17 protein-coding genes are annotated in these 19340 nt (G+C 41.7%); 8 read left to right on the forward strand and 9 right to left on the reverse strand.

Going from position 1 to position 19340, the window contains the following annotated elements; genetic code table 11:
- Nucleotides 1-8 precede the first annotated feature (8 nt).
- The 6 genes from B9Y81_RS12275 to B9Y81_RS12300 all read right to left on the reverse strand — a co-directional run bounded on the left by B9Y81_RS12275 (nucleotide 9) and on the right by B9Y81_RS12300 (nucleotide 4151).
- Nucleotides 9-230, reverse strand: a complete 222-nt coding sequence (locus B9Y81_RS12275) for a DUF2795 domain-containing protein (RefSeq protein WP_005633363.1) — start codon at nucleotides 228-230, stop codon at nucleotides 9-11.
- A gap of 77 nt (nucleotides 231-307) precedes the next feature.
- Nucleotides 308-871, reverse strand: a complete 564-nt coding sequence (locus tag B9Y81_RS12280; RefSeq protein WP_085537207.1) for a cob(I)yrinic acid a,c-diamide adenosyltransferase — start codon at nucleotides 869-871, stop codon at nucleotides 308-310.
- A 42-nt stretch (nucleotides 872-913) separates the two neighbouring features.
- Nucleotides 914-1702 (reverse strand): O-methyltransferase, encoded by a 789-nt coding sequence (locus B9Y81_RS12285; protein ID WP_139822923.1) that lies wholly within the window; start codon nucleotides 1700-1702, stop codon nucleotides 914-916.
- A 66-nt stretch (nucleotides 1703-1768) separates the two neighbouring features.
- Nucleotides 1769-2602, reverse strand: a complete 834-nt coding sequence (rnc, locus tag B9Y81_RS12290; protein WP_085537209.1) for a ribonuclease III — start codon at nucleotides 2600-2602, stop codon at nucleotides 1769-1771.
- A 37-nt stretch (nucleotides 2603-2639) separates the two neighbouring features.
- Nucleotides 2640-3896 carry a beta-ketoacyl-ACP synthase II gene (fabF, locus tag B9Y81_RS12295; protein ID WP_085537210.1) on the reverse strand — a complete coding sequence of 419 codons (1257 nt, stop codon included), beginning with the start codon at nucleotides 3894-3896 and terminating at the stop codon, nucleotides 2640-2642.
- A gap of 18 nt (nucleotides 3897-3914) precedes the next feature.
- Nucleotides 3915-4151, reverse strand: coding sequence for an acyl carrier protein (locus B9Y81_RS12300; RefSeq protein WP_085537211.1), 237 nt, complete (start codon nucleotides 4149-4151; stop codon nucleotides 3915-3917).
- Between the two features lie 153 nt (nucleotides 4152-4304).
- Between B9Y81_RS12300 and purN the strand changes: the two genes are divergently transcribed.
- Nucleotides 4305-4877 carry a phosphoribosylglycinamide formyltransferase gene (gene purN, locus B9Y81_RS12305; RefSeq protein WP_085537772.1) on the forward strand — a complete coding sequence of 191 codons (573 nt, stop codon included), beginning with the start codon at nucleotides 4305-4307 and terminating at the stop codon, nucleotides 4875-4877.
- An 8-nt stretch (nucleotides 4878-4885) separates the two neighbouring features.
- On the opposite strand, the gene B9Y81_RS15315 is transcribed toward purN, so the two are convergent.
- Entirely contained in the window at nucleotides 4886-5059 is a 174-nt protein-coding gene (locus B9Y81_RS15315) for a hypothetical protein (protein ID WP_176221488.1), read from the reverse strand.
- 259 nt (nucleotides 5060-5318) lie between these two features.
- On the opposite strand from B9Y81_RS15315, the gene B9Y81_RS12310 reads away from it, so the two are divergent.
- The 3 genes from B9Y81_RS12310 to B9Y81_RS12320 all read left to right on the forward strand — a co-directional run bounded on the left by B9Y81_RS12310 (nucleotide 5319) and on the right by B9Y81_RS12320 (nucleotide 11021).
- Nucleotides 5319-6230, forward strand: coding sequence for a hypothetical protein (locus B9Y81_RS12310; RefSeq protein ID WP_085537212.1), 912 nt, complete (start codon nucleotides 5319-5321; stop codon nucleotides 6228-6230).
- A gap of 193 nt (nucleotides 6231-6423) precedes the next feature.
- A complete protein-coding gene (locus B9Y81_RS12315; RefSeq protein WP_085537213.1) occupies nucleotides 6424-9483 on the forward strand; it encodes a SusC/RagA family TonB-linked outer membrane protein in 3060 nt (1019 codons plus the stop codon).
- Nucleotides 9484-9497: 14 nt separating this feature from the next.
- The gene (locus tag B9Y81_RS12320; RefSeq protein WP_085537214.1) at nucleotides 9498-11021 is read left to right on the forward strand and encodes a RagB/SusD family nutrient uptake outer membrane protein; all 1524 of its coding nucleotides are present in this window, start codon (nucleotides 9498-9500) and stop codon (nucleotides 11019-11021) included.
- An 82-nt stretch (nucleotides 11022-11103) separates the two neighbouring features.
- Here the strand turns inward: B9Y81_RS12320 and pdxB are convergent, their stop codons facing one another.
- Nucleotides 11104-12216 (reverse strand): 4-phosphoerythronate dehydrogenase PdxB, encoded by a 1113-nt coding sequence (gene pdxB, locus B9Y81_RS12325; protein WP_085537773.1) that lies wholly within the window; start codon nucleotides 12214-12216, stop codon nucleotides 11104-11106.
- An 84-nt stretch (nucleotides 12217-12300) separates the two neighbouring features.
- On the opposite strand from pdxB, the gene B9Y81_RS12330 reads away from it, so the two are divergent.
- From B9Y81_RS12330 to B9Y81_RS12340, 3 genes are all read left to right on the forward strand, one after another.
- Nucleotides 12301-15219, forward strand: coding sequence for a DEAD/DEAH box helicase (locus B9Y81_RS12330; RefSeq protein ID WP_085537215.1), 2919 nt, complete (start codon nucleotides 12301-12303; stop codon nucleotides 15217-15219).
- Nucleotides 15220-15323: 104 nt separating this feature from the next.
- Nucleotides 15324-16868 carry a glycine--tRNA ligase gene (locus tag B9Y81_RS12335; RefSeq protein ID WP_085537216.1) on the forward strand — a complete coding sequence of 515 codons (1545 nt, stop codon included), beginning with the start codon at nucleotides 15324-15326 and terminating at the stop codon, nucleotides 16866-16868.
- Between the two features lie 2 nt (nucleotides 16869-16870).
- Nucleotides 16871-17440, forward strand: a complete 570-nt coding sequence (locus B9Y81_RS12340; protein WP_245832448.1) for a BamJ family beta-barrel-assembly machinery protein — start codon at nucleotides 16871-16873, stop codon at nucleotides 17438-17440.
- Nucleotides 17441-18232: 792 nt separating this feature from the next.
- Here the strand turns inward: B9Y81_RS12340 and B9Y81_RS15410 are convergent.
- A complete protein-coding gene (locus B9Y81_RS15410; RefSeq protein ID WP_245832449.1) occupies nucleotides 18233-18655 on the reverse strand; it encodes a hypothetical protein in 423 nt (140 codons plus the stop codon).
- Nucleotides 18656-19026: 371 nt separating this feature from the next.
- Here B9Y81_RS15410 and B9Y81_RS12355 point away from each other — a divergent pair, with 371 nt between their 5' ends.
- Nucleotides 19027-19272 carry a hypothetical protein gene (locus tag B9Y81_RS12355; RefSeq protein ID WP_085537218.1) on the forward strand — a complete coding sequence of 82 codons (246 nt, stop codon included), beginning with the start codon at nucleotides 19027-19029 and terminating at the stop codon, nucleotides 19270-19272.
- Nucleotides 19273-19340 lie beyond the last annotated feature (68 nt).

A 19340-nucleotide genomic window follows, 5' to 3' on the forward strand; every position in this document is an offset into this window, starting at 1 on the left:
ACGATTCATTAATACTCTTCTTCATTAAAGAAAAAGTCTTCTTTACTGGGATAATCAGGCCAAATGTCTTCCATACACTCGTATATCTCACCTTCGTCCTCCATCTCCTGTAAATTTTCAATCACTTCCAAAGGTGCACCGGAGCGTTGTGCATAATCAATAAGCTCATCTTTTGTTGCTGGCCATGGTGCATCTTCCAGCTTTGAGGCTAACTCTAATGTCCAATACATAGTTAATCAATTATTTTAGGAACCATCTTCGGATGGTCTGTTTTCTCAATTTTTCCGCAAAAATAAAACAATATTCTTTAGATGCAAGTATAATCCCATTTTATTTCACTGCCATGGGTAGTAATACATAGTTTACGGCCTAAAACAAAGAAATAATCCGATAATCTGTTTGTGAAAATCAGAACGTTTTTATCCGTCTCAACAGAGCTATTCAGTGCGTAAATACAACGCTCACCACGGCGGCATACGGTACGGCAAACATGCGACAAAGCGGCTGATCGGCTTCCTCCGGGGAGTATAAAGTTTGTCATGCGTGGCAGATCGGCATCAATCCGGTCTATTTCTTTTTCTATCCGGCTGACATTTTCATCTGTCACCTGACTTTCAATATTTAATTCCGTATTTTCCTGGTCTGTAGCCAAGTAAGACCCGATGTTGAATAGTTTATGCTGAACAAACTTAAGGAAATCCAGGTCTTTCTCGTCCGTTACCTCAGTGATTAATAACCCGATAAAGGAATTTAGCTCATCGATTGTTCCGTAACTTTCTATACGCGGATCCGTTTTTGAAACTCTTTTGCCCCCTACTAAAGCCGTAGTTCCTTTGTCGCCGGTACGGGTGTAAACTATGCTTTTTTTCATTTTATATTGTATTTAGTTTTTCTTATTGTCTAAACTATTAACCTAAAAGGACACGATATAGTTCCGCTTGTGTAGTTTTTTATTAAAGAAAACAATACCGAACTCATATACATCAACGGTTACACTCACCTCCGGTCGAAAGCAAAGATGTTTCCAAAACTCCTTTTTCTCCTTCGTGGTTTTGATTCCTGAAACAACCAAAACAGATTGGTCGTGCAAGTGAGAAAGACATTGGTCGATAACATACGTATTTAATTCCGTACTGTTGAGAAAATCAAGATACACAAAATCCACCTGCTCCCGATCAGCAAGCGCAACCGGCAAAGTTTCGTAGTAAGGGCCTTCCTGCAACTGAATATTGTTTGCCTTATGCTTTTCAAACACAGCACGACAAAGAGCAGCGCGACCGGCGTGTTCTTCGAGAACAAGCACCTGCACATCCGACGAATAAGACGAAAGATAGAGTGTGGAAAAACCAACGGCCTCCCCTACCTGAAGAATATTCCGCGGTTTGAAATAATTGGTCATCCGCAACAACAAAGCGCCGTTTTTGGGCTTTATCGCTATTTTCTTCATAATCTCATGAATCGAAATACGCTGTTCGCCCTGACCGTTTTCAGCAGGCAGGAAAAAAGATTGATCCGGATAGCTTATTTTCTTTCGTGTCAGTTCAATGTCGTTCTCACAATAATAGGCGGCACGCTCATCAATTACTTTAGTGATAAAGTTATAGGCGAAAGGCGAATGCACCCCATGCCCTTTCCGATAACGAACTTTTCTGTATAAGAGAAGACTTCTTTTATAAAACTTACCTCTGGAAATGATTTTCATATCTAAAATACTAATCCCCCACAAATATAGCACACTCCCGGCAACAGGCATGCCGGATAGCAGTTTCTATTCAAAACTTTTATCATGCAGATCCGAATCCGTGCCCTGCTCCTCATTCTCATCCGGCAATTCATTAAAACTGTCTTCTGAGGATTGTTCTTGTTGTAGTTTTTCTTTTAATTCCGAGATGTAAGCCTGAAACTCTTTGTCTTTTCTCAACTTACGTACAGCCATTTTCGAGGCGTTCTGCTGTGATTCTTTCTTGGTGTATCCGATACCAATACCTATTGAAACATCAAAAAGTGTTACTTCAGTCTGAAACACCGGATTACCTTCGTTATCAATAAAAGATTCGATCAGATTGAACGATACTTCCATTTTATTCTTTTGGCTCCATTCGATCAGGCTGGATTTAAAATTCACTTCTTTCCGAGCGATTCTATCCAGATGAACGTGCTTCTTTATAATTTCTTCATCAATAAATTTATAACAAGCGCGATAGCCTTTATCCAGATAAATAGCTCCGATCAATGCCTCTAAGGCATTCCCATACATATAATTATTGTGTGAGTTGATTTTTGTGGAATAAACTACTTTTTTATTCAACCCAATTTCAATAGCCACGCGATTTAAGGTTTCTCGCTGAACTATTTTGGAGCGGGTGTTCGTAAGGAAACCCTCCCGTCCGTATTGAAAATGTTTATATACGATATCAGCTACCACCGCATCCAATATCGCATCACCCAAGAATTCCATACGTTCATTATTGAGCCACTTTCCATTATCTCCTTCAATGGAAGAAGACTTATGCAAAAAAGCCAGCTCGTACAGCTGGATATTCTCGGGATAGAATCCGAGCATCTTATATAAAGAAGAATAAGGCTCCTTCGTTCTATTCATGAAGTGCCTTATTCTTTTGTATAATTTTATAAACACCTTATTTTACAAATTTCTTTACAATCACGCTTGCATTATGTCCGCCGAATCCGAATGTATTCGACAATGCCGCGTTGATTTCTTTTTTCTGTGCTTTGTTAAAGGTAAAATTCAGTTTATAATCTATTTCCGAATCATCGTCTCCTTCTTCGTGGTTGATCGTTGGAGGGATAGTTCCGTTTTGCACAGCCAATATGCATGCAATAGCTTCCAATGCGCCGGCAGCACCAAGCAAGTGGCCTGTCATAGATTTTGTAGAACTGATATTCAGGTTATAGGCGTGATCACCGAACACATCCTTAATCGCTTTTACTTCAGAAATATCCCCTACAGGAGTTGATGTTCCGTGTACGTTGATGTATCCGATTTCTTCCGGCTTCATTCCGGCATCTTCAAGCGCGTTTCTCATAACCAACTTCGCTCCTAAACCTTCAGGATGAGAAGCCGTGAGGTGATGCGCATCAGCAGACATACCCGTTCCAACAATTTCGCCATAGATTTTAGCTCCGCGTGCCAATGCGTGTTCCAGTTCCTCCACCACAAGACAGGCAGCACCTTCACCCATTACGAATCCGTCGCGACTTGCGCTGAATGGACGAGACGCTTTATCCGGGGCATCATTACGTGTAGAAAGGGCGTTCATCGCATTGAAGCCTCCTACTCCTGCAATTGTAATTGCAGCTTCAGCACCACCGGTAACGATAACGTCTGCTTTTCCCAGACGAATATAGTTGAACGCGTCTGAAATAGCGTTTGTCGAAGAGGCGCATGCCGATACAGTAGCAAAATTAGGACCTCTGAAACCATATTTCATTGAGATCTGACCTGCCGCGATATCAGAAATCATTTTAGGAATAAAGAATGGATTAAATCGCGGACCACGTTCCGGATCATATCCCATAACTTCCTCTTCAAATGTTTTTATACCACCAATACCGGCAGCAAAAATAACGCCGATACGGTCTAAATTTTCTTTTTCTATATCAAGAGCTGAGTCTGCAACAGCTTCCTGAGCCGATGTAAGCGCAAGCAATGTATATTTGTCACACTTACGGGCTTCCTTACGATCCATTATTTGTAACGGGTCGAAATTCTTTACCTCACAAGCGAACTGCGTCTTGAACTTGGATGCATCGAATTGAGTAATAGGTCCTGCGCCACTTTTCCCATTGACAAGACCCTCCCAAGTTTCCGAGAGGGTGTTACCAAGAGGTGTTATAGCACCAAGACCTGTTACTACTACTCTTTTTAATTCCATACCTTTAATTAAAGGGGATTATTTCGCATTAGCTTCAACATAAGCGATAGCATCGCCAACCGTTGTAATTTTTTCTGCTTGATCGTCTGGAATAGAGATTCCGAATTCTTTTTCAAATTCCATAATCAATTCCACAGTGTCAAGAGAGTCTGCTCCTAAATCGTTAGTAAAGCTAGCTTCATTGGTAACTTCTGTTTCTTCAACACTTAATTTATCGACAATGATAGCCTTTACTCTTGATGCAACTTCAGACATAACTTTTCAATTTAGATTAATAAATACGAATATACTTTTTAAATTTGCAGTGCAAAGAAAAGCAATTTTTATCTTACAAAGCAAATTTAATCCGCTAAAAATGCGGAAAACTGCACATAAATCGCATTCTTGTGCATTCAAACAACGATGAAAATGAAAAATATAGCTGTTTTCGCTTCCGGCTCGGGTAGTAACGCTGAAAATATCGCCCGATATTTCTCTAATAGTGATAATGTTAGAGTGGCCCTGATTCTGTCGAACAATTCGAAAGCTGGTGTGCACGAACGGATGAAGAAATTAGGAATACCTTCACTGACTTTCTCCGGGGCTGAATTCGCGGAAGGTAGTGCGATACTTTCCAAGCTGAAAGAATATGCTATCGACCTGATCGTTTTGGCCGGATATATGAATAAGATAACTACCCCTATTTTACAAGCCTATCCCGGACGCATCATTAATATACATCCTGCCTTATTGCCTAAATTCGGTGGTAAAGGTATGTACGGTATGCATGTGCATGAGGCGGTTGTAGCTGAGGGCGAAAAAGAATCCGGCATCACGATTCATTATGTAAATGAGAATTACGATGAAGGGGCTCCAATCTTTCAGGCCACCTGTCCTGTTTTACCCGACGACAACGCCGAAATGGTAGCAAACAAAGTACATGCGTTGGAATACGAACATTTTCCGCGTGTTATTAAGGAAGTGTTGAATACTATTTCCTGATATCTCGATTATATCTGCAGAATAACTTTTCCTATCGCAAGGCAGGGAAACCTTGCCGGAATTGTTCGAATCTGCCATTCTACTGTTCCCTCGCCTATGGAAGGATCGGAACAGAACCGGTGTCTGCGGAATAGTATTTCAATCTCCCACAACCGCCCAATATCCTCCTCTTGCCGATCCATGACGAACAATGCCCCCTTCTGTTGTCATTTTCTGAAGATGATATTTAACAAAGATAGAGAATAAATTTATTTTAGGGTAGTCATCAGGGTAGTTTAATTGAGGTAGTACTACCCAATAAATTTCTCTTCATAGCAATATAATAAACTTGCGGTAGGGATATACCATAATCATGGTATTGCCGCGAGGGCAATATGGAGAATATCTTTGCCACGGATATTAGTTATAAAATAAGTTTGATTTTTTAAATTTTACAAAACTATGAATTTGTTGAAGTCTTTTGTTGTTTTAGTACTCCTTCTGGCATCAGGTACAGCTTTACATGCTGAGTCCGGATCAAAAGAAGTTATCTACATTAAAAGCGAACGTTTCGCTACTCCTTTGATTCAAAAATGGATCGAGGAATATAAAAAAGTGAATAACCAGGTAGATATACGTATAGCTGATAAGCATACTGAAACGAAGGATATCCGAATGCAACTAACAACAGCAGACAATCCGAAAGTGGAAAAAAACGAATTCGTAAACAATTGGGGGCGTTACGCCTTGCTTCCTGTGGCAAATAAGGAAAGCGACCTTTTAGAAAAGAGCAAGGTGAACGAGAAAACGCTGAAGGCTATTTTCTTTGAACAAAGTATTCCGGAAGATAAAAGCAAAGAGAATAAGGATATACCGGTTTCTGTTTATTCCGGAGCGGGAAAAGCGTCTTTTTCTCCTGTTTTTGCTTCTTTTTTAGGTGCTGACAACAGCGAATGGAAAGGAAAGAAAATTGCCGGAGACGATGCTTTTCTGATCAACGCGATTCAAAAAGACAAGCAAGGGATAACGGTAAACAGCCTGAATTACATTTACGATTTTTCGAATCAGGAGCTTAAGGCCAACATCGCTATTCTTCCGGTGGCTACAAAGAAAGAGCATAAAGAAGTGCTGGAAAAAGCAGAACTCAATGAAGTGATCAGTCTGCTGGAAAATGAAAAAGTAGCGCTGATCCCTGTTGGAAACCTCGGCATTAAATACGAAAAAAACAACACTGAAGTAAGAGCCTTCGCTAAATGGATATTGTCTGAAGGTATTAGCCACAATCATGCATTCGGTTTCCTGAAGCCGAAACAAGAGGAACTTGTAGCAGAAATCAATCGCATAGAAAAACTTGAGCTTACTTCCCTTTATTAATTCCAACATAAAGTATATTTTGCTTTTTCCATATATATAGAAAAACTTTACCACAGATATAGAAAAGTTTTTCCACAGATATAGAAAAAGAGAAATATCCTTTATGTAAGAAAAGTTTTCCTTTACGTCGATAGAAATGATGTAAAGCGCATAGACGAAGAATAGGTTATACAAAAAAAATCACCCGAAAATTATGTTAGCAAATAAAAGTATACGTCTTTTTAAAAGAAAGACGCTGGGATCTGTATTGTTTTTTCTCACCGCGTTTCCGTTGGGTTCTTTAGCGCAGATTACAATCAACGGCAATGTAACTGATCAGAAAACCGGAGAATCTATAATCGGTGCAGCCGTTATTATAAAATCGACAACAACCGGAGTAACAACCGATATGGATGGAAATTTTTCCATTAGTACGGATCAAAGTCTGCCACTCACATTGGATATCCGCCTCATCGGTTACCGAAATCAGGAAGTGGATGTGTACGACACGGAGGAATCTATCCGGATTGTACTGATTGAGAATCACAACTTATTGAGCGAAGTTGTGGTTACGGGTGTTGCGCAAGGCACTACGCGCAAGAAGCTTTCTTTCGCGCTTACCAAAATAGACAACGAGCTTATCAATACTGTTCCGGCCACGGATGCTTCTACTTCGTTGAGAGGGAAAGTAGCCGGACTGAGGATCGACCAGTCTGATGGAAACAAAGGGGCTACCGTTTATCTGAGGGGTGCGAAGTCTATCTCCGGCAATATCGAGCCGTTGATTGTTGTAGACGGTTTTGTTACCGGACTGTCGTTGTCGGATATTAATCCCGGTGATATCGAAAACATTGAAGTTGTTAAAGGTGCAGCCGCTTCAGCGTTATATGGAACGCGGGGTGAAGGCGGGGTTATTCAGGTGATCACGAAGAAAGGAAAAGGTGATAAAATATCGGTCGTTGTTGATAATGAGATAGGTTTTAACAGTGTGCAGCATATCCCTGTTACTTCCCGGCTCCATCATTACAGGGTAAACGCGGATAATTCTTTCGCACTAACTGCCGGCGCGCGTACAATAGATTATCAGGATAACGGTTTTTCGGTAAATCTGCATCCGTATAAAGACAACTATGATAATGTAGGCTACGTACTGCGAGACCGGGTGTATTATTCTAATGCTATTTCATTAGCCTCAAGCGGAGAGAGGTATAATTTTTACACGTCGGTGCAGAATCAATCCAAAGGCAGTGTTTCAGACGCGATAGACTCGGACACCAGACAGAGCTTCCTGTTAAATCTCGGGTATAAATTAACAAGTGCTTTGGATCTGGATCTGACAACCCAATACAGTCATGAAAACACGCCCTCTTCTGTAACATCCGACGGGAGCGACGGACTGCTTTACTCCACCTTGCTTCTTGAGCCGTTTGTAAACCTGAAGCAGCGAGGTAGTGACGGCAATTATTTGTTAGCACCCGATGGTAGTGAATTATTGCTTACCAGGTTGCCGAATCCTTTATACGAGTTGACTACACGAGAGTATTCGTATAAGACGGAAAACCTCCTGCTCGGCGGGAAATTAAGATACCAGATTACCGACAAGTTGAGTGCCGAAGGTTCGTATTCTATTCAAAAACAATTCTTCAATTCGGAAAATTATTATCCGATAGGTTATCAGACTACTTCTGTTGATGTAACGAAGAACAATGGATACTACGGTAAAGAAACACGACGCGTCAGCACCAGAAACGGACAATTCCAATTGAACTACAATCAGACTTTCGGAAACGTAGACTTTGGCGCGGCATTAAAATCGGTTTATGAAGCCACCGATTTAGAGGGATTTAGCGCTAACGGATACAACCTGACCGCCCCTGTTAAATCGTTGAATGTAACCGAGGCGGCAACCAGAACCACCACTTCGGATTGGGCGAAAACGGTAAACTATGGTTATTTTCTGAACCTGAAGGCAGGTTGGAAAGACAAGTTATTCATTGATTTGTTGGGTCGTTTGGATGAAAGTTCTCGTTTTGGAAGCAATGTCGGTCTGGCGTTTTTCCCTCGCGCGGCTTTGGCTTATCGCTTAACGGAGGATATTAAACTCCATCCGATTAGTGAATTTAAAATCCGTGTTGCTTATGGTCAGGCGGGCAGTCTGCCTCCTTTCGGTGCGAAAGACAGCAAAGTAACCTTGACCAGTTCGGGCGGAGTAAGCTATACGCAGAATGACAACACGGATTTGAAACGTGCCGTAACAGAAGAAACCGAAATCGGTTTTGACGCGATTGTAGCGAACTGGCTGAATGTGCAATTCAACTATGCTTTTTCAAACAGTAAGCATGACTTTATTCAGGTGCCTTCGTTTGCACCTATCTCAGGTTCTGCCACTATTTATGATAATCTGGGAGAGGTAAAGTCGCACTCCATTGAGCTTGAATTAGGCGGACGGGTACTCGAAAACAAGAAATTCTCCTGGACCACGGGGCTCACATTCAGTCGCGTACGGAGCGAGATTACCTCGCTGGGAGATGTGCCCGAATTTACCGATGGCGACTACAGGCGCGCAGTTGGGCTGAGTACTTCCGCCATCTGGGGGTACGGAATATTCACAGACTTAGCTCAGTTGAAAACAAACCAAAACGGCTTTGTGGTGAATGCAGGAGATGGTACAAAAACTGTGGCCGATTATGTGCTGAACGATGTTGGTATTGTTGTTGAGAAAAGCAAATTGGGTACGGCAAATGAGCAACCGGTGTTCTATGTGGATGAAAAAACAGGAAACACAAAACTAATTGGAGACGCGCAACCGGATTTCATCGTCGGGTTTACCAACACATTCACTTACGGACCTCTCTCCCTGTATTTTGCATTAGACTGGAAACAAGGAGGTCAGAAATATAACGAAACAGTTCAGTACCTGACTTACTTATATCGTTCTGAATTTTCGGATAGAACCGCGCGGATGGGGTATCCGTTAAACTTTACCACACAGGTTTTCAATGCACAGCTTCCTACCGACTATTGGGTTGAAAGCAGTACCTACCTGGCTTTACGCGAAGTGGCCTTATCCTACGAGTTGCCGGTTGAAAAACTTGGATTGAAAAAATTAGTCAAGAACGCTCGTTTTTCTTTGGTAGGCCGTAATTTATTTACACTGACAAACTTTACCGGTGTAAATGTTGACGGAGAAGGTAAAACTAATGTACGCGCGGGAGACTTCTTCAACTATCCGACCTATCGCATCATTTCCGGTAAATTAACCATTCAGTTTTAATAAATAAAAAAGATATGAAAGCATTACTATACATAGCCGCCATGGCAACTGTCCTTACCTCGTGCGAATCGCTCGATTTTGACGATCCTTCTACCTTAACGAACAACGAAGCTGCCGAGAAAATAAAAAGTTTCGGTTATTCGCTAACAACAAGTAGCGTGCAAACCACATTCAGCACAACAACTGCCGCTGCCGGTGTAAATATCAGTTTACTGGCAGACCAGACAACAAATACCAACGGAAATGGTTCCTGGTGGGATTATTCAAAAGAACCCAGAGTAAGACTGGTGAATAATTCAGCAGCAAGAGGATACGGTGCATCAATCGCTCCGCTTTACACTAATTTTTATCAGGCTAATCTGGATGCGACAAAAGTAATCGACTTGATTGAAAACCGGCAAATCAAAGCGTATGACGACGCGGGCAAAGACCGGACCACCGACTGCCTGATCGGAGCCTATTACGCGAAAGGAGTATCTCAAGGCTATCTTGGCGTGATCTACGATCGTGGAATTATTGTAGACGAGGTGACTGTGAGCGAACGCGCTTTCCCAAATTCGTACAAAGACCTTGTCGAAAACGGCGTTAAGCTACTCGATAAAGCTATTCAGCTGGCAGAAACCTCTTCCGATTTCAATTTCGACTTTCTTATAGAAACTCCGATCAGCAAGGAGCAGTTCGTCAAGCTGGCCAATTCGATAGCGGCCCGCATCCTTTCTTCGCAAGCAAGAGAAAAAGCTGAAGCCGATGCTTTAGGTGATGAACATTGGCGTCGCGTATTGGCATACGCCGAAAAAGGATTTGACGCGGATTTCCTGATCACGACTGTTTCAGGAGGTTATTATAATGCGCTGGTAGACCGTTTGGTGTATATATACAGCGGAGCTGCCTATCTGCCGCTCGACATAAAAATTCCGCATCTGGCAGATAAGACCGGAACTTACCCGGATGCCTATCCCAAAGACGCGACAATCCTTGCTCCTGTTGTAACAGACGACCGGCGCTTTGATGAATATTTCGGTTATTCTACAAATTTCGGTATACTTCTTGAAGCACGCGGACGAGATCTGTTCAGCAACTATTATCGTAAAAGATGGGCAAACAACAGCAACAGTCTGAATGTTCCGGGCGCCATCAATCCTTATTTCCTTGCGGAAGAAGTGCGACTACTCCGTGCCGAAGCTAAACTCCGGCTGAAAGACTACACAGGAGCTGCCGCGGAACTGAATGCATCGACGGCTTCCCGCAAAAGTAAAGGATTACTGCCCGACGTGGCAGCTACGGAAAGCACCCTGAGGGATGCCCTGCATTATGAATACGCAATCGAAATCGACGGAGCAGGAGGAGTATTTGTTCCCTTTACCTTCTTAAGGAGAAACGACCTGTTGCAAGAAGGAACACCAACACAATATCCCATACCTCAAAAACAACTGGAGTTAATCGGTGTCGATTTATATAGCTTCGGAGGTATAGAATACGCCGGCGAAACTGGTATATACGGCGAATTAGCCACAGCAAAGGGTAATGGATGGAAATGATTAACTTATTTTCTTTTATAAATAAGAGGATGTCCAAAACTTTTTGGACACCCCCTTATTCCTTTTTATGCCTTTTCATTTATCAGGAAGAGACACGAAAACCTATATGCCGGAGCAAAACTTTTTCTTCCAGTCCGGCATTTATTACCGTATAAGCGGAAAATTCTCTTGGGTGCGGGTAGTTTGCCCGGAACCATTCGAATTTATTTGGTTCCTCCCGAAGGGCTTTGTCTATCTGTAACGGAGTAAAACTATGAAATATGGCCTGCTCTATTGGAGAATCCGTGTATTGTGTCAGGTTTATCTGAGGTTGAGCAGGTTGCGGTGGCAACACATCTTGTGTACGAACATCGGCTATCCCAAAGAAGGTACGGATATGCTCAAGGCAGGCACGTGTGGCATTGGCTTTTCCATCGGCCGAAAAGCCGGCAATATGTGGAGTCGCTATTGAAGCCAGCTCTATTAATCGCGAACTGATCTCCGGTTCTTTTTCCCAGCAATCCAGTATCAACTCACTAACCAGACCGCTTTCTTTTGCCTGTATTAAGGCGTTCGTGTCATGAATGCCACCACGCGCGGCGTTCACAAACCAAGGTTTTCGGATAAGCTTATTGAAGAACGCCGTATTTGCCAGATGATAAGTGGGGTATTTCCCGTTTTTTTCCAATGGGGTATGCAGGGTAATAATATCTGCTTCTCGCGCAATTTGATCTAAGGAAACAAATGCGCTACTTCCTTCCACTGCTGCTCGTGGAGGATCATGTAGCAAAACTCGCATTCCAAAAGCTTTACATAGTTTTTCAACTTCTTTTCCGACATGCCCTACTCCTATAATTCCGATTGTTTGATCCTTCAACAGCACATGCTTTCGCAACGCGATCGTTAATAAGGAAGACAACACATATTGCGAAACAGAAACCGCATTACATCCCGGAGCATTATACCACCGGATTCCGTTTTCCTCACAATACGCCGTATCAATATGATCAAATCCGATTGTAGCGGTTGTAATGAGTTTTACCCGGCTCCCTTCCAGCAATTCCCGCGTACATTTATTGATACTGCGCACAATCAGTGCATCGGCGTTTTTCACGGCCGCGGATGTAAATTCGTTGGACGAAAGATAGGAGACTTCCGCAAAGTCTTCGGGTATTCCTTTTAGAAAAGGTATCGTTGTGTCGGCTACTATTTTTATCATCAATTTCGATTAAACGTTCTTTGAGGCGTTGCGACAAAGATAAATAACATATCTTTACAAGATTGAATTGGAGGTACCTTTATGAAACTTTCTCGCTTCTTAGTTGTAACAATAAATAACCATCCGGTTTTCGGACCATTACTGATCCCTTACTTCGCGTGTGAAACTTCACCCGGTGTGCTTCAGACGGAAGATAACGCCACAATCAAACAAAAAAAAGAGATCACACTTAGTAGAGAAGAAAAGAAGATAATTTCGCTGGCTCAGTTTTATACCGAACGAAACCTCATGAAGGTTTATTCAAAAGAACATACGATTTCCGACTTTGTCAATAAGCTAAAACCTAAAACATTCAAAGAATCCATACGTCCGCATATCGAAAAAATCCACCTGCAGATCATCCCGTTGATCCGAAAAGCATCGGTTCCGGTTTATCTGAGGGATACCGGAGCCGATTTGTTGTATGAGCACCACCTTATTCATCTGCCCAAGGAAAACACGGAAGCGGTTTTCAGCTGTGAGTCAACAGAACAACACTTTCGCTATGCGTTAGGATGTTATCAAAACGGTAAGCTTGTAACGCTTCAGCGTGTTAAACCTTATTTGGTATTAGCATCCGATCCGGCGGTATTGGTCATTGGCAAGGATATGCTGGTTTTTGACCGACTTCGTTCCAGATCAGTCTCTCCGTTTTTAGAAAAGACGTATGTGGAAGCTCCGGCTTCAGAAACAAACCGATATTTAGACAAGGTAGTACTGCCGTTGATGACTGATCATCCCATTAAGACGAAAGGAATTAACATCATAGAACGTCAGCCACAAAAGACAGCCGAATTACTGCCTCTTACTTCACTTACGGATACACCGGAACTGAAGTTAACCTTCAAATATGACCAAACGGAATTCAATCCCGGACAAAAGGCAAACCTCACCTACCCCCGATTGGAAAATACCCAGGAAGCAACTATTTCTTATTTCAGGAGAGATCCGGAATGGGAGAAACAACACATAGATTTTTTGTTGGCAAAAGGATTCCATCAGATATCAGACAGTCTTTTTCAAAACAAATCCTTCATCTCCGAATATGCGCTGGTGGATTGGATGAATCAGGAAAAAGAGGAGATATTCCGCTTATTCTCTTGCAAAATACCGGAAGATCAATCTACTTATTTTATCGGAGATATCGAACTGAAACAAGATATGGGAGATCAAACCGATTGGTTTGAAGTGCGCATCAGGGTGCAAATCGGCGCGTACACCTTTCCTTTCATCGCCTTTAAGAAGAATATCATGACCGGAGACCGCCGCTTTCCCTTACCGGACGGAAGAATTGCCCTCTTGCCGGAAGAATGGTTTGATAAATACAGCAGTTTATTCGCTTTCGGAGAAGAGCAAAACGATCAAATCGTGGTAAAGAAAATGCATCACAGCATAATCAACGATTTGAATGAAAAGGTTTTGAAGGTTGCTGAAATGGATTATTCTGAAAAAGAAATAATTCCGGTGCCTCCAAAAATCAAGGTTACGCTGCGCCCTTATCAGCAAACCGGTTTTTCCTGGCTGGTTCATCTTGCCAAGAATCGTTTGGGCGGTTGTTTGGCCGACGACATGGGTTTGGGTAAAACGTTACAAACAATCACACTGCTGCAACATCTTTACGACCCGGATCCCTTTTTGCCGCAAAAAGAAAAAACAAGTTTGGTTGCTGATCAGGAAGGACAGTTGGCGTTGTTTGACGAAGTGAATTCGGATTGTGAAAGCATCGTCACGGAAGAGCCGATACATGCCAGTCTGATTGTTGTACCTACTTCCTTAGTAACGAATTGGAAAAGGGAGATCAGAAAATTCAGTTCGTTGCGCGTTTATGAATATTCGGGTGAACGCAGAACGCCAAATGCGAATCGTGCCTTCAAGCGTCATCACATTGTATTGGTTACTTACGGCTTATTACGCAGAGATATCGATCTGCTGGAGGAATACGCATTTAATTATGTTATTCTGGACGAAAGCCAATACATCAAGAATCCCGAATCTCAGACATACCATTCGGTTATGCGCTTAAAAAGCGAACATCGTTTAGCACTTACGGGTACGCCGATCGAGAATTCGCTGAAAGACCTTTGGGCGCAGTTTAATTTTATCAATCCCGGCTTGTTGGGCACAGCGTCTTTCTTTCGCAATCACTTTACAGTGCCGATCATGAAAACCGGTGATACGCGCATTCAAGACAAACTGTTGAGATTAATCTCCCCCTTTATCCTCAGACGCACCAAACAGCAGGTTGCACCGGAACTGCCTCCTCTGACCGAGAAAGTGATCTATTGCGAAATGACGCCGGAGCAAAAAGATATTTATAAGAAAGAAAAAAACAGCCTGAGGAATTCGCTGCTGAACGAATGGAGCAAGAATAAAATCATGGCCTTAAACGGAATTATGCGCTTGCGTCAGTTAGCGAACCATCCGAGTCTGGTTTTACCGGATTACAAAGGCACTTCCGGCAAGATGGAACAAATTACGGAAGCCTATGAAACACTATTAAGTGAAGGCCATAAGGTTTTGATTTTCTCCTCTTTCGTTACGCATCTCGAACTATTGGCCAAAGAGTTCGATCAACGGGGATGGAAATATGCCCTGCTGACAGGAGCTACCATAGACCGGGAAAAAGAGATCAACCGCTTTACACAAACAAAGTCGGTATCGGCCTTTCTTATTTCATTAAAAGCCGGAGGTGTAGGACTGAATTTAACGGAAGCCGACTATGTTTTCATTCTTGATCCGTGGTGGAATCCGGCAGCGGAAACACAAGCAGAAAGTCGCGCGCATCGCATCGGACAAGGAAAGCAGGTTTTCGTGTATCGTTTTATTTCAGACCATACGATCGAAGAAAAAATACGTTCATTACAAGAACGGAAAAGCACTTTAGCCGAAACTTTCATCGCCGAAAACGATCCTTTGCAGAGCCTCACCGACCATGAATGGAAAGATTTGATCCGTGGGTAAGTATGGCTCATACGGCATATAAATAGCTTTAAATTCTGCACTTTACCAAAAATTCGTTTACTTTGCATCCTTATTGATTTCATATTTTAAACTACTGCATTAATATGGCACAAGAAGATGTTTTTAAGAAGTTAGTCTCGCATTGCAAAGAGTATGGTTTTGTATTCCCTTCTTCGGAAATTTATGACGGCCTCGGGGCTGTTTACGATTACGGGCAATACGGCGTGGAGTTGAAAAACAATATAAAAAAATATTGGTGGGACAGCATGACGCTGCTTCATGAAAACGTAGTCGGGATCGACTCTGCTATCTTTATGCACCCTACCATCTGGAAAGCATCGGGACACGTGGATGCGTTTAACGACCCGTTGATCGATAATAAAGATTCAAAAAAACGCTATCGCGCGGATGTATTGATCGAAGATCATCTGGCTAAAATAGATGATAAGATAAACAAGGAAGTGGCTAAAGCCGCCAAAAGATTTGGCGATTCGTTTGACGAAGCTCAGTTTCGTGCCACTAACGCTCGTGTATTGGAAAACCAAGCTAAGCGTGACGAAATACACGCCCGGTTTGCCAAAGACCTGAACGACGCGAACTTTGAAGACTTGCGTCAGCTGATCTTAGACTGTGAAATCGCATGCCCAATCTCCGGAACACGTAACTGGACGGAAGTACGCCAGTTCAACCTTATGTTCTCTACCGAAATGGGTTCTACAGCCGAAGGAGCTTCTAAAATATACCTTCGCCCGGAAACCGCTCAGGGTATCTTTGTAAACTACCTGAACGTACAAAAAACAGGTCGCATGAAGATTCCTTTCGGTATCGCTCAGATAGGAAAAGCATTCCGTAATGAAATCGTGGCCCGTCAGTTTGTATTCCGTATGCGCGAATTCGAACAAATGGAAATGCAATTCTTTGTTCGTCCGGGAGAGGAAATGGAATGGTTCAGACAATGGAAAAGCGCTCGTTTGAAATGGCATAAAGCACTCGGATTAGGCGACGAAAAATACCGCTACCACGATCATGAAAAATTAGCTCACTACGCCAACGCCGCTACAGATATTGAATTCGAAATGCCATTCGGATTTAAAGAAGTAGAAGGTATCCACAGTCGTACGGACTTTGACCTGAGTCAGCATGAAAAATTCTCAGGAAAGAAACTGCAATATTTTGATCCGGAACTCAATAAAAGCTATACGCCATACGTAGTTGAAACCTCGATCGGTGTAGACCGTATGTTCCTTAGCGTAATGGCCGGTTCTTATTGCGAAGAAACTCTCGAAAACGGCGAAACTCGTGTTGTACTAAGATTACCTGCCGCATTAGCTCCCGTTAAATTAGCGGTATTGCCTTTGGTAAAGAAAGACGGTCTGCCGGAAAAAGCAGAAGAAATAATTAACATGCTTCGTTTCGACTTCCGTTGCCAGTACGACGAGAAGGACTCTATTGGAAAGCGCTATCGTCGTCAGGATGCAATCGGTACTCCTTACTGCATCACGGTTGACCACGATACATTAAATGACAATTGTGTTACCATCCGTTTCCGTGACACCATGGAACAGGAGCGTGTAAGCATTGACAAACTTCATGAAATCATTACTGAAAAAGTAAGCATGAAGTCATTATTAAAAAAAATAATTGAATAATCATGATGAAAAAGTATTTCTCTCTACTCCTAATCGCGCTATGCACAGGCTTTGTTCTTTCATCCTGTAGCAGTGATGATGATGTAAAGATCTATATTGTTGATGACGCATGGCAGGCGGATAACGAGAAAGCCTTTAATGAAATTGCTAAAAATCCGGAATACAAGGAACTCAAATCAGAATCCAACGTAGGCTCAATCTATTACAAGGTATTAGAACCTAAGACGTCTACTACCCCAACCAACGATTCGATTTTTTATACCAGCAAAGTAAAGGTATATTATTTTGGTGTATCGATGGACGAAACAAGCCGTAAGATGGAATATGTATTCGATTCCTCATCAGCAGATCCGGTAACTCAAACTCCTGCTACTTTTACGGTTAGCGGAGTTGTGGATGGATTTGGCACGGCATTGCAGAACATGCATCCCGGTGATCGTTGGGAAATCTGGATTCCATGGCAGTTAGGCTATGGCTCTACAGGAAACATTGTGTATAATCAGTCGGCTCGCCCTTGGGCATACTCCACGTTAAAGTTTGAAGTGGAGGTAGTTGAGATTGTTGAGCCCTAAAACCGGGCTGTTACACCTTATAATTCCTGAACACAGCCGGCCTGATCAAGATATTATAAAAATCAACAACTAAAAACACTACGCAAAAACCCTCAATGCAGGTTTTTCCAAATAGTGTAAAATTTGTTAAAAGAAAATAATTGCCGGAGTTTATATTGATTTTCTTCATATATTCGCAAAAGAAACAAAAGCGTTTCCGTTAAGGGTTAAGCTTTTAAATTTTTCTTATACAACCAAAATCTTAACTAAGTAGGAACGTGGACTATTCGCAGAGGGTTTTCCACGTTCTTTTTTTGTGCAATTTCCTCTTCTCCTCAGTCAGCAATCCAACCGTTTCGATCCCTGAAATCGGGGTCAAGTGGAAATCGGATTATAGAAGAACAATTTGATTACATATTACGGGATTTAGGAGATTACTTCTGGGTAGTTTCAAATAAAAAATGGGGCCTCATCCATATCGACACACCGATAACGGATTAAACCGGCGAGATAGAGTAGAAATATCGTAATAAAAAGAGGATAATAAGAAAAGGCAGCTAAAAGCTGCCTTTCTTACTGTTGTCTCACCAGGATTCGCTTTCTATCTATGCACCAACATTTTATAATATTTGGTATATATCTGGTAGAAAAAACAGTCAGTACACTAATAATTTTTAATCCTATTTTTTGAATCTATATATTTATTCATCATCGAGGGTGCTGTAAAACCCAAAAGCGTCTCAGCGGTGTCGATTTAATCTGATTTTTCACCAGGTACTAATTGAATACAGTTCCTGTCCCTACAAGCACATTTCATGCACCGGCCACAATATCTCCGCCCTGGCCTTTTAGATAATCAATTTCTTTAAGCAATTCAATCTTTTCATTTTGCGCCTGAACAAGCATTTCTTGTGTATTAGTCAGTTTTTCCAAAGTTTCAAGATATTTTGCCATATAGTCAATATTATCAATATCCTTCTCTTTTTTATTAATAGTTACTGCCGATTGACTTATGTTATCCTTTAGTATACTACCCTTACCTGTTAAAAGCCAAGATTCCGAATACAGGGGATATTTTTCAACCACAAGTTGAAGCCATTTAGATTGTATGTCCGTTCCATTATTAATAGCTCGTGATAAGACCCCCTTACTCGCTCCAATAATGCGCTCTAAAGCAGTAATTGTAATTCCTTCATGCTTTGCAATTTGTTCTATTCTCTGCAGAATTGTATCCATTTGGTTGAAAATATTCATCATTAAATTTGGATAGATGAAAATTATCACCTATCATTGCACTGTATTTCTATTACATCTCCTTTTCATCTTGAAAAAATAGATGTAACCAACAAAGCTAATAAAATATCACTAAATCAAATTAATAATTATTCTATTATGGCAATTTATAGACACCGAATACTCTACGAAAAGGGAGTTATAACAAAACTAGCATTCAAATTTTCCGTAAGTGAAGCAACCGTAAGGAATGCGTTACGCTATTCTACCGATAGCAAGCAGGCTAAAGATATAAGGAGTGAAGCCTTAAAAAACTATGCTTGCCAACCTACCAAAATAAAGATTGAAGATGGAATACTATAAATTATTTAGTTATGGTAAAAAAAACATCTACGAGCATTGGGTTGGATTATTTCAAAGATTATATATCCTACGAAGAAACACTAAAGGCACTTTGTATCAAAAAGCCAACACTTCAGGAACATATCAGAGAAGGTAAAAAATTCATTGAACCGGGTGATACGATCATCCTTCCAAACAGAAAGAGAGTATTCCTCCGCTCTGCTGTGCAGCGCGAAATAGCCAATGTATTACACGAAAATGGAGTGCGCGAACTCTAAAAAACAAAAATAAGTATCACGCTCTTTGAAATGTTTGAAGTGCTAAGTAATAATGCACTATAATCTGG

Source organism: Massilibacteroides vaginae, assembly GCF_900178525.1.
GTDB classification, from domain to species: Bacteria; Bacteroidota; Bacteroidia; order Bacteroidales; family Tannerellaceae; genus Massilibacteroides; species Massilibacteroides vaginae.

Excerpts from the sequence above, each read along its gene's own strand:
- B9Y81_RS12275 (WP_005633363.1), bottom strand. The coding sequence starts at position 230 with ATGTATTGGACATTAGAGTTAGCCTCAAAGCTGGAAGATGCACCATGG.
- B9Y81_RS12280 (WP_085537207.1), bottom strand. The coding sequence starts at position 871 with ATGAAAAAAAGCATAGTTTACACCCGTACCGGCGACAAAGGAACTACG.
- B9Y81_RS12285 (WP_139822923.1), bottom strand. The coding sequence starts at position 1,702 with ATGAAAATCATTTCCAGAGGTAAGTTTTATAAAAGAAGTCTTCTCTTA.
- rnc (WP_085537209.1), bottom strand. The coding sequence starts at position 2,602 with ATGAATAGAACGAAGGAGCCTTATTCTTCTTTATATAAGATGCTCGGA.
- fabF (WP_085537210.1), bottom strand. The coding sequence starts at position 3,896 with ATGGAATTAAAAAGAGTAGTAGTAACAGGTCTTGGTGCTATAACACCT.
- B9Y81_RS12300 (WP_085537211.1), bottom strand. The coding sequence starts at position 4,151 with ATGTCTGAAGTTGCATCAAGAGTAAAGGCTATCATTGTCGATAAATTA.
- purN (WP_085537772.1), top strand. The coding sequence starts at position 4,305 with ATGAAAAATATAGCTGTTTTCGCTTCCGGCTCGGGTAGTAACGCTGAA.
- B9Y81_RS15315 (WP_176221488.1), bottom strand. The coding sequence starts at position 5,059 with ATGGATCGGCAAGAGGAGGATATTGGGCGGTTGTGGGAGATTGAAATA.
- B9Y81_RS12310 (WP_085537212.1), top strand. The coding sequence starts at position 5,319 with ATGAATTTGTTGAAGTCTTTTGTTGTTTTAGTACTCCTTCTGGCATCA.
- B9Y81_RS12315 (WP_085537213.1), top strand. The coding sequence starts at position 6,424 with ATGTTAGCAAATAAAAGTATACGTCTTTTTAAAAGAAAGACGCTGGGA.
- B9Y81_RS12320 (WP_085537214.1), top strand. The coding sequence starts at position 9,498 with ATGAAAGCATTACTATACATAGCCGCCATGGCAACTGTCCTTACCTCG.
- B9Y81_RS12330 (WP_085537215.1), top strand. The coding sequence starts at position 12,301 with ATGAAACTTTCTCGCTTCTTAGTTGTAACAATAAATAACCATCCGGTT.
- B9Y81_RS12335 (WP_085537216.1), top strand. The coding sequence starts at position 15,324 with ATGGCACAAGAAGATGTTTTTAAGAAGTTAGTCTCGCATTGCAAAGAG.
- B9Y81_RS12340 (WP_245832448.1), top strand. The coding sequence starts at position 16,871 with ATGATGAAAAAGTATTTCTCTCTACTCCTAATCGCGCTATGCACAGGC.
- B9Y81_RS15410 (WP_245832449.1), bottom strand. The coding sequence starts at position 18,655 with ATGGATACAATTCTGCAGAGAATAGAACAAATTGCAAAGCATGAAGGA.
- B9Y81_RS12355 (WP_085537218.1), top strand. The coding sequence starts at position 19,027 with ATGGTAAAAAAAACATCTACGAGCATTGGGTTGGATTATTTCAAAGAT.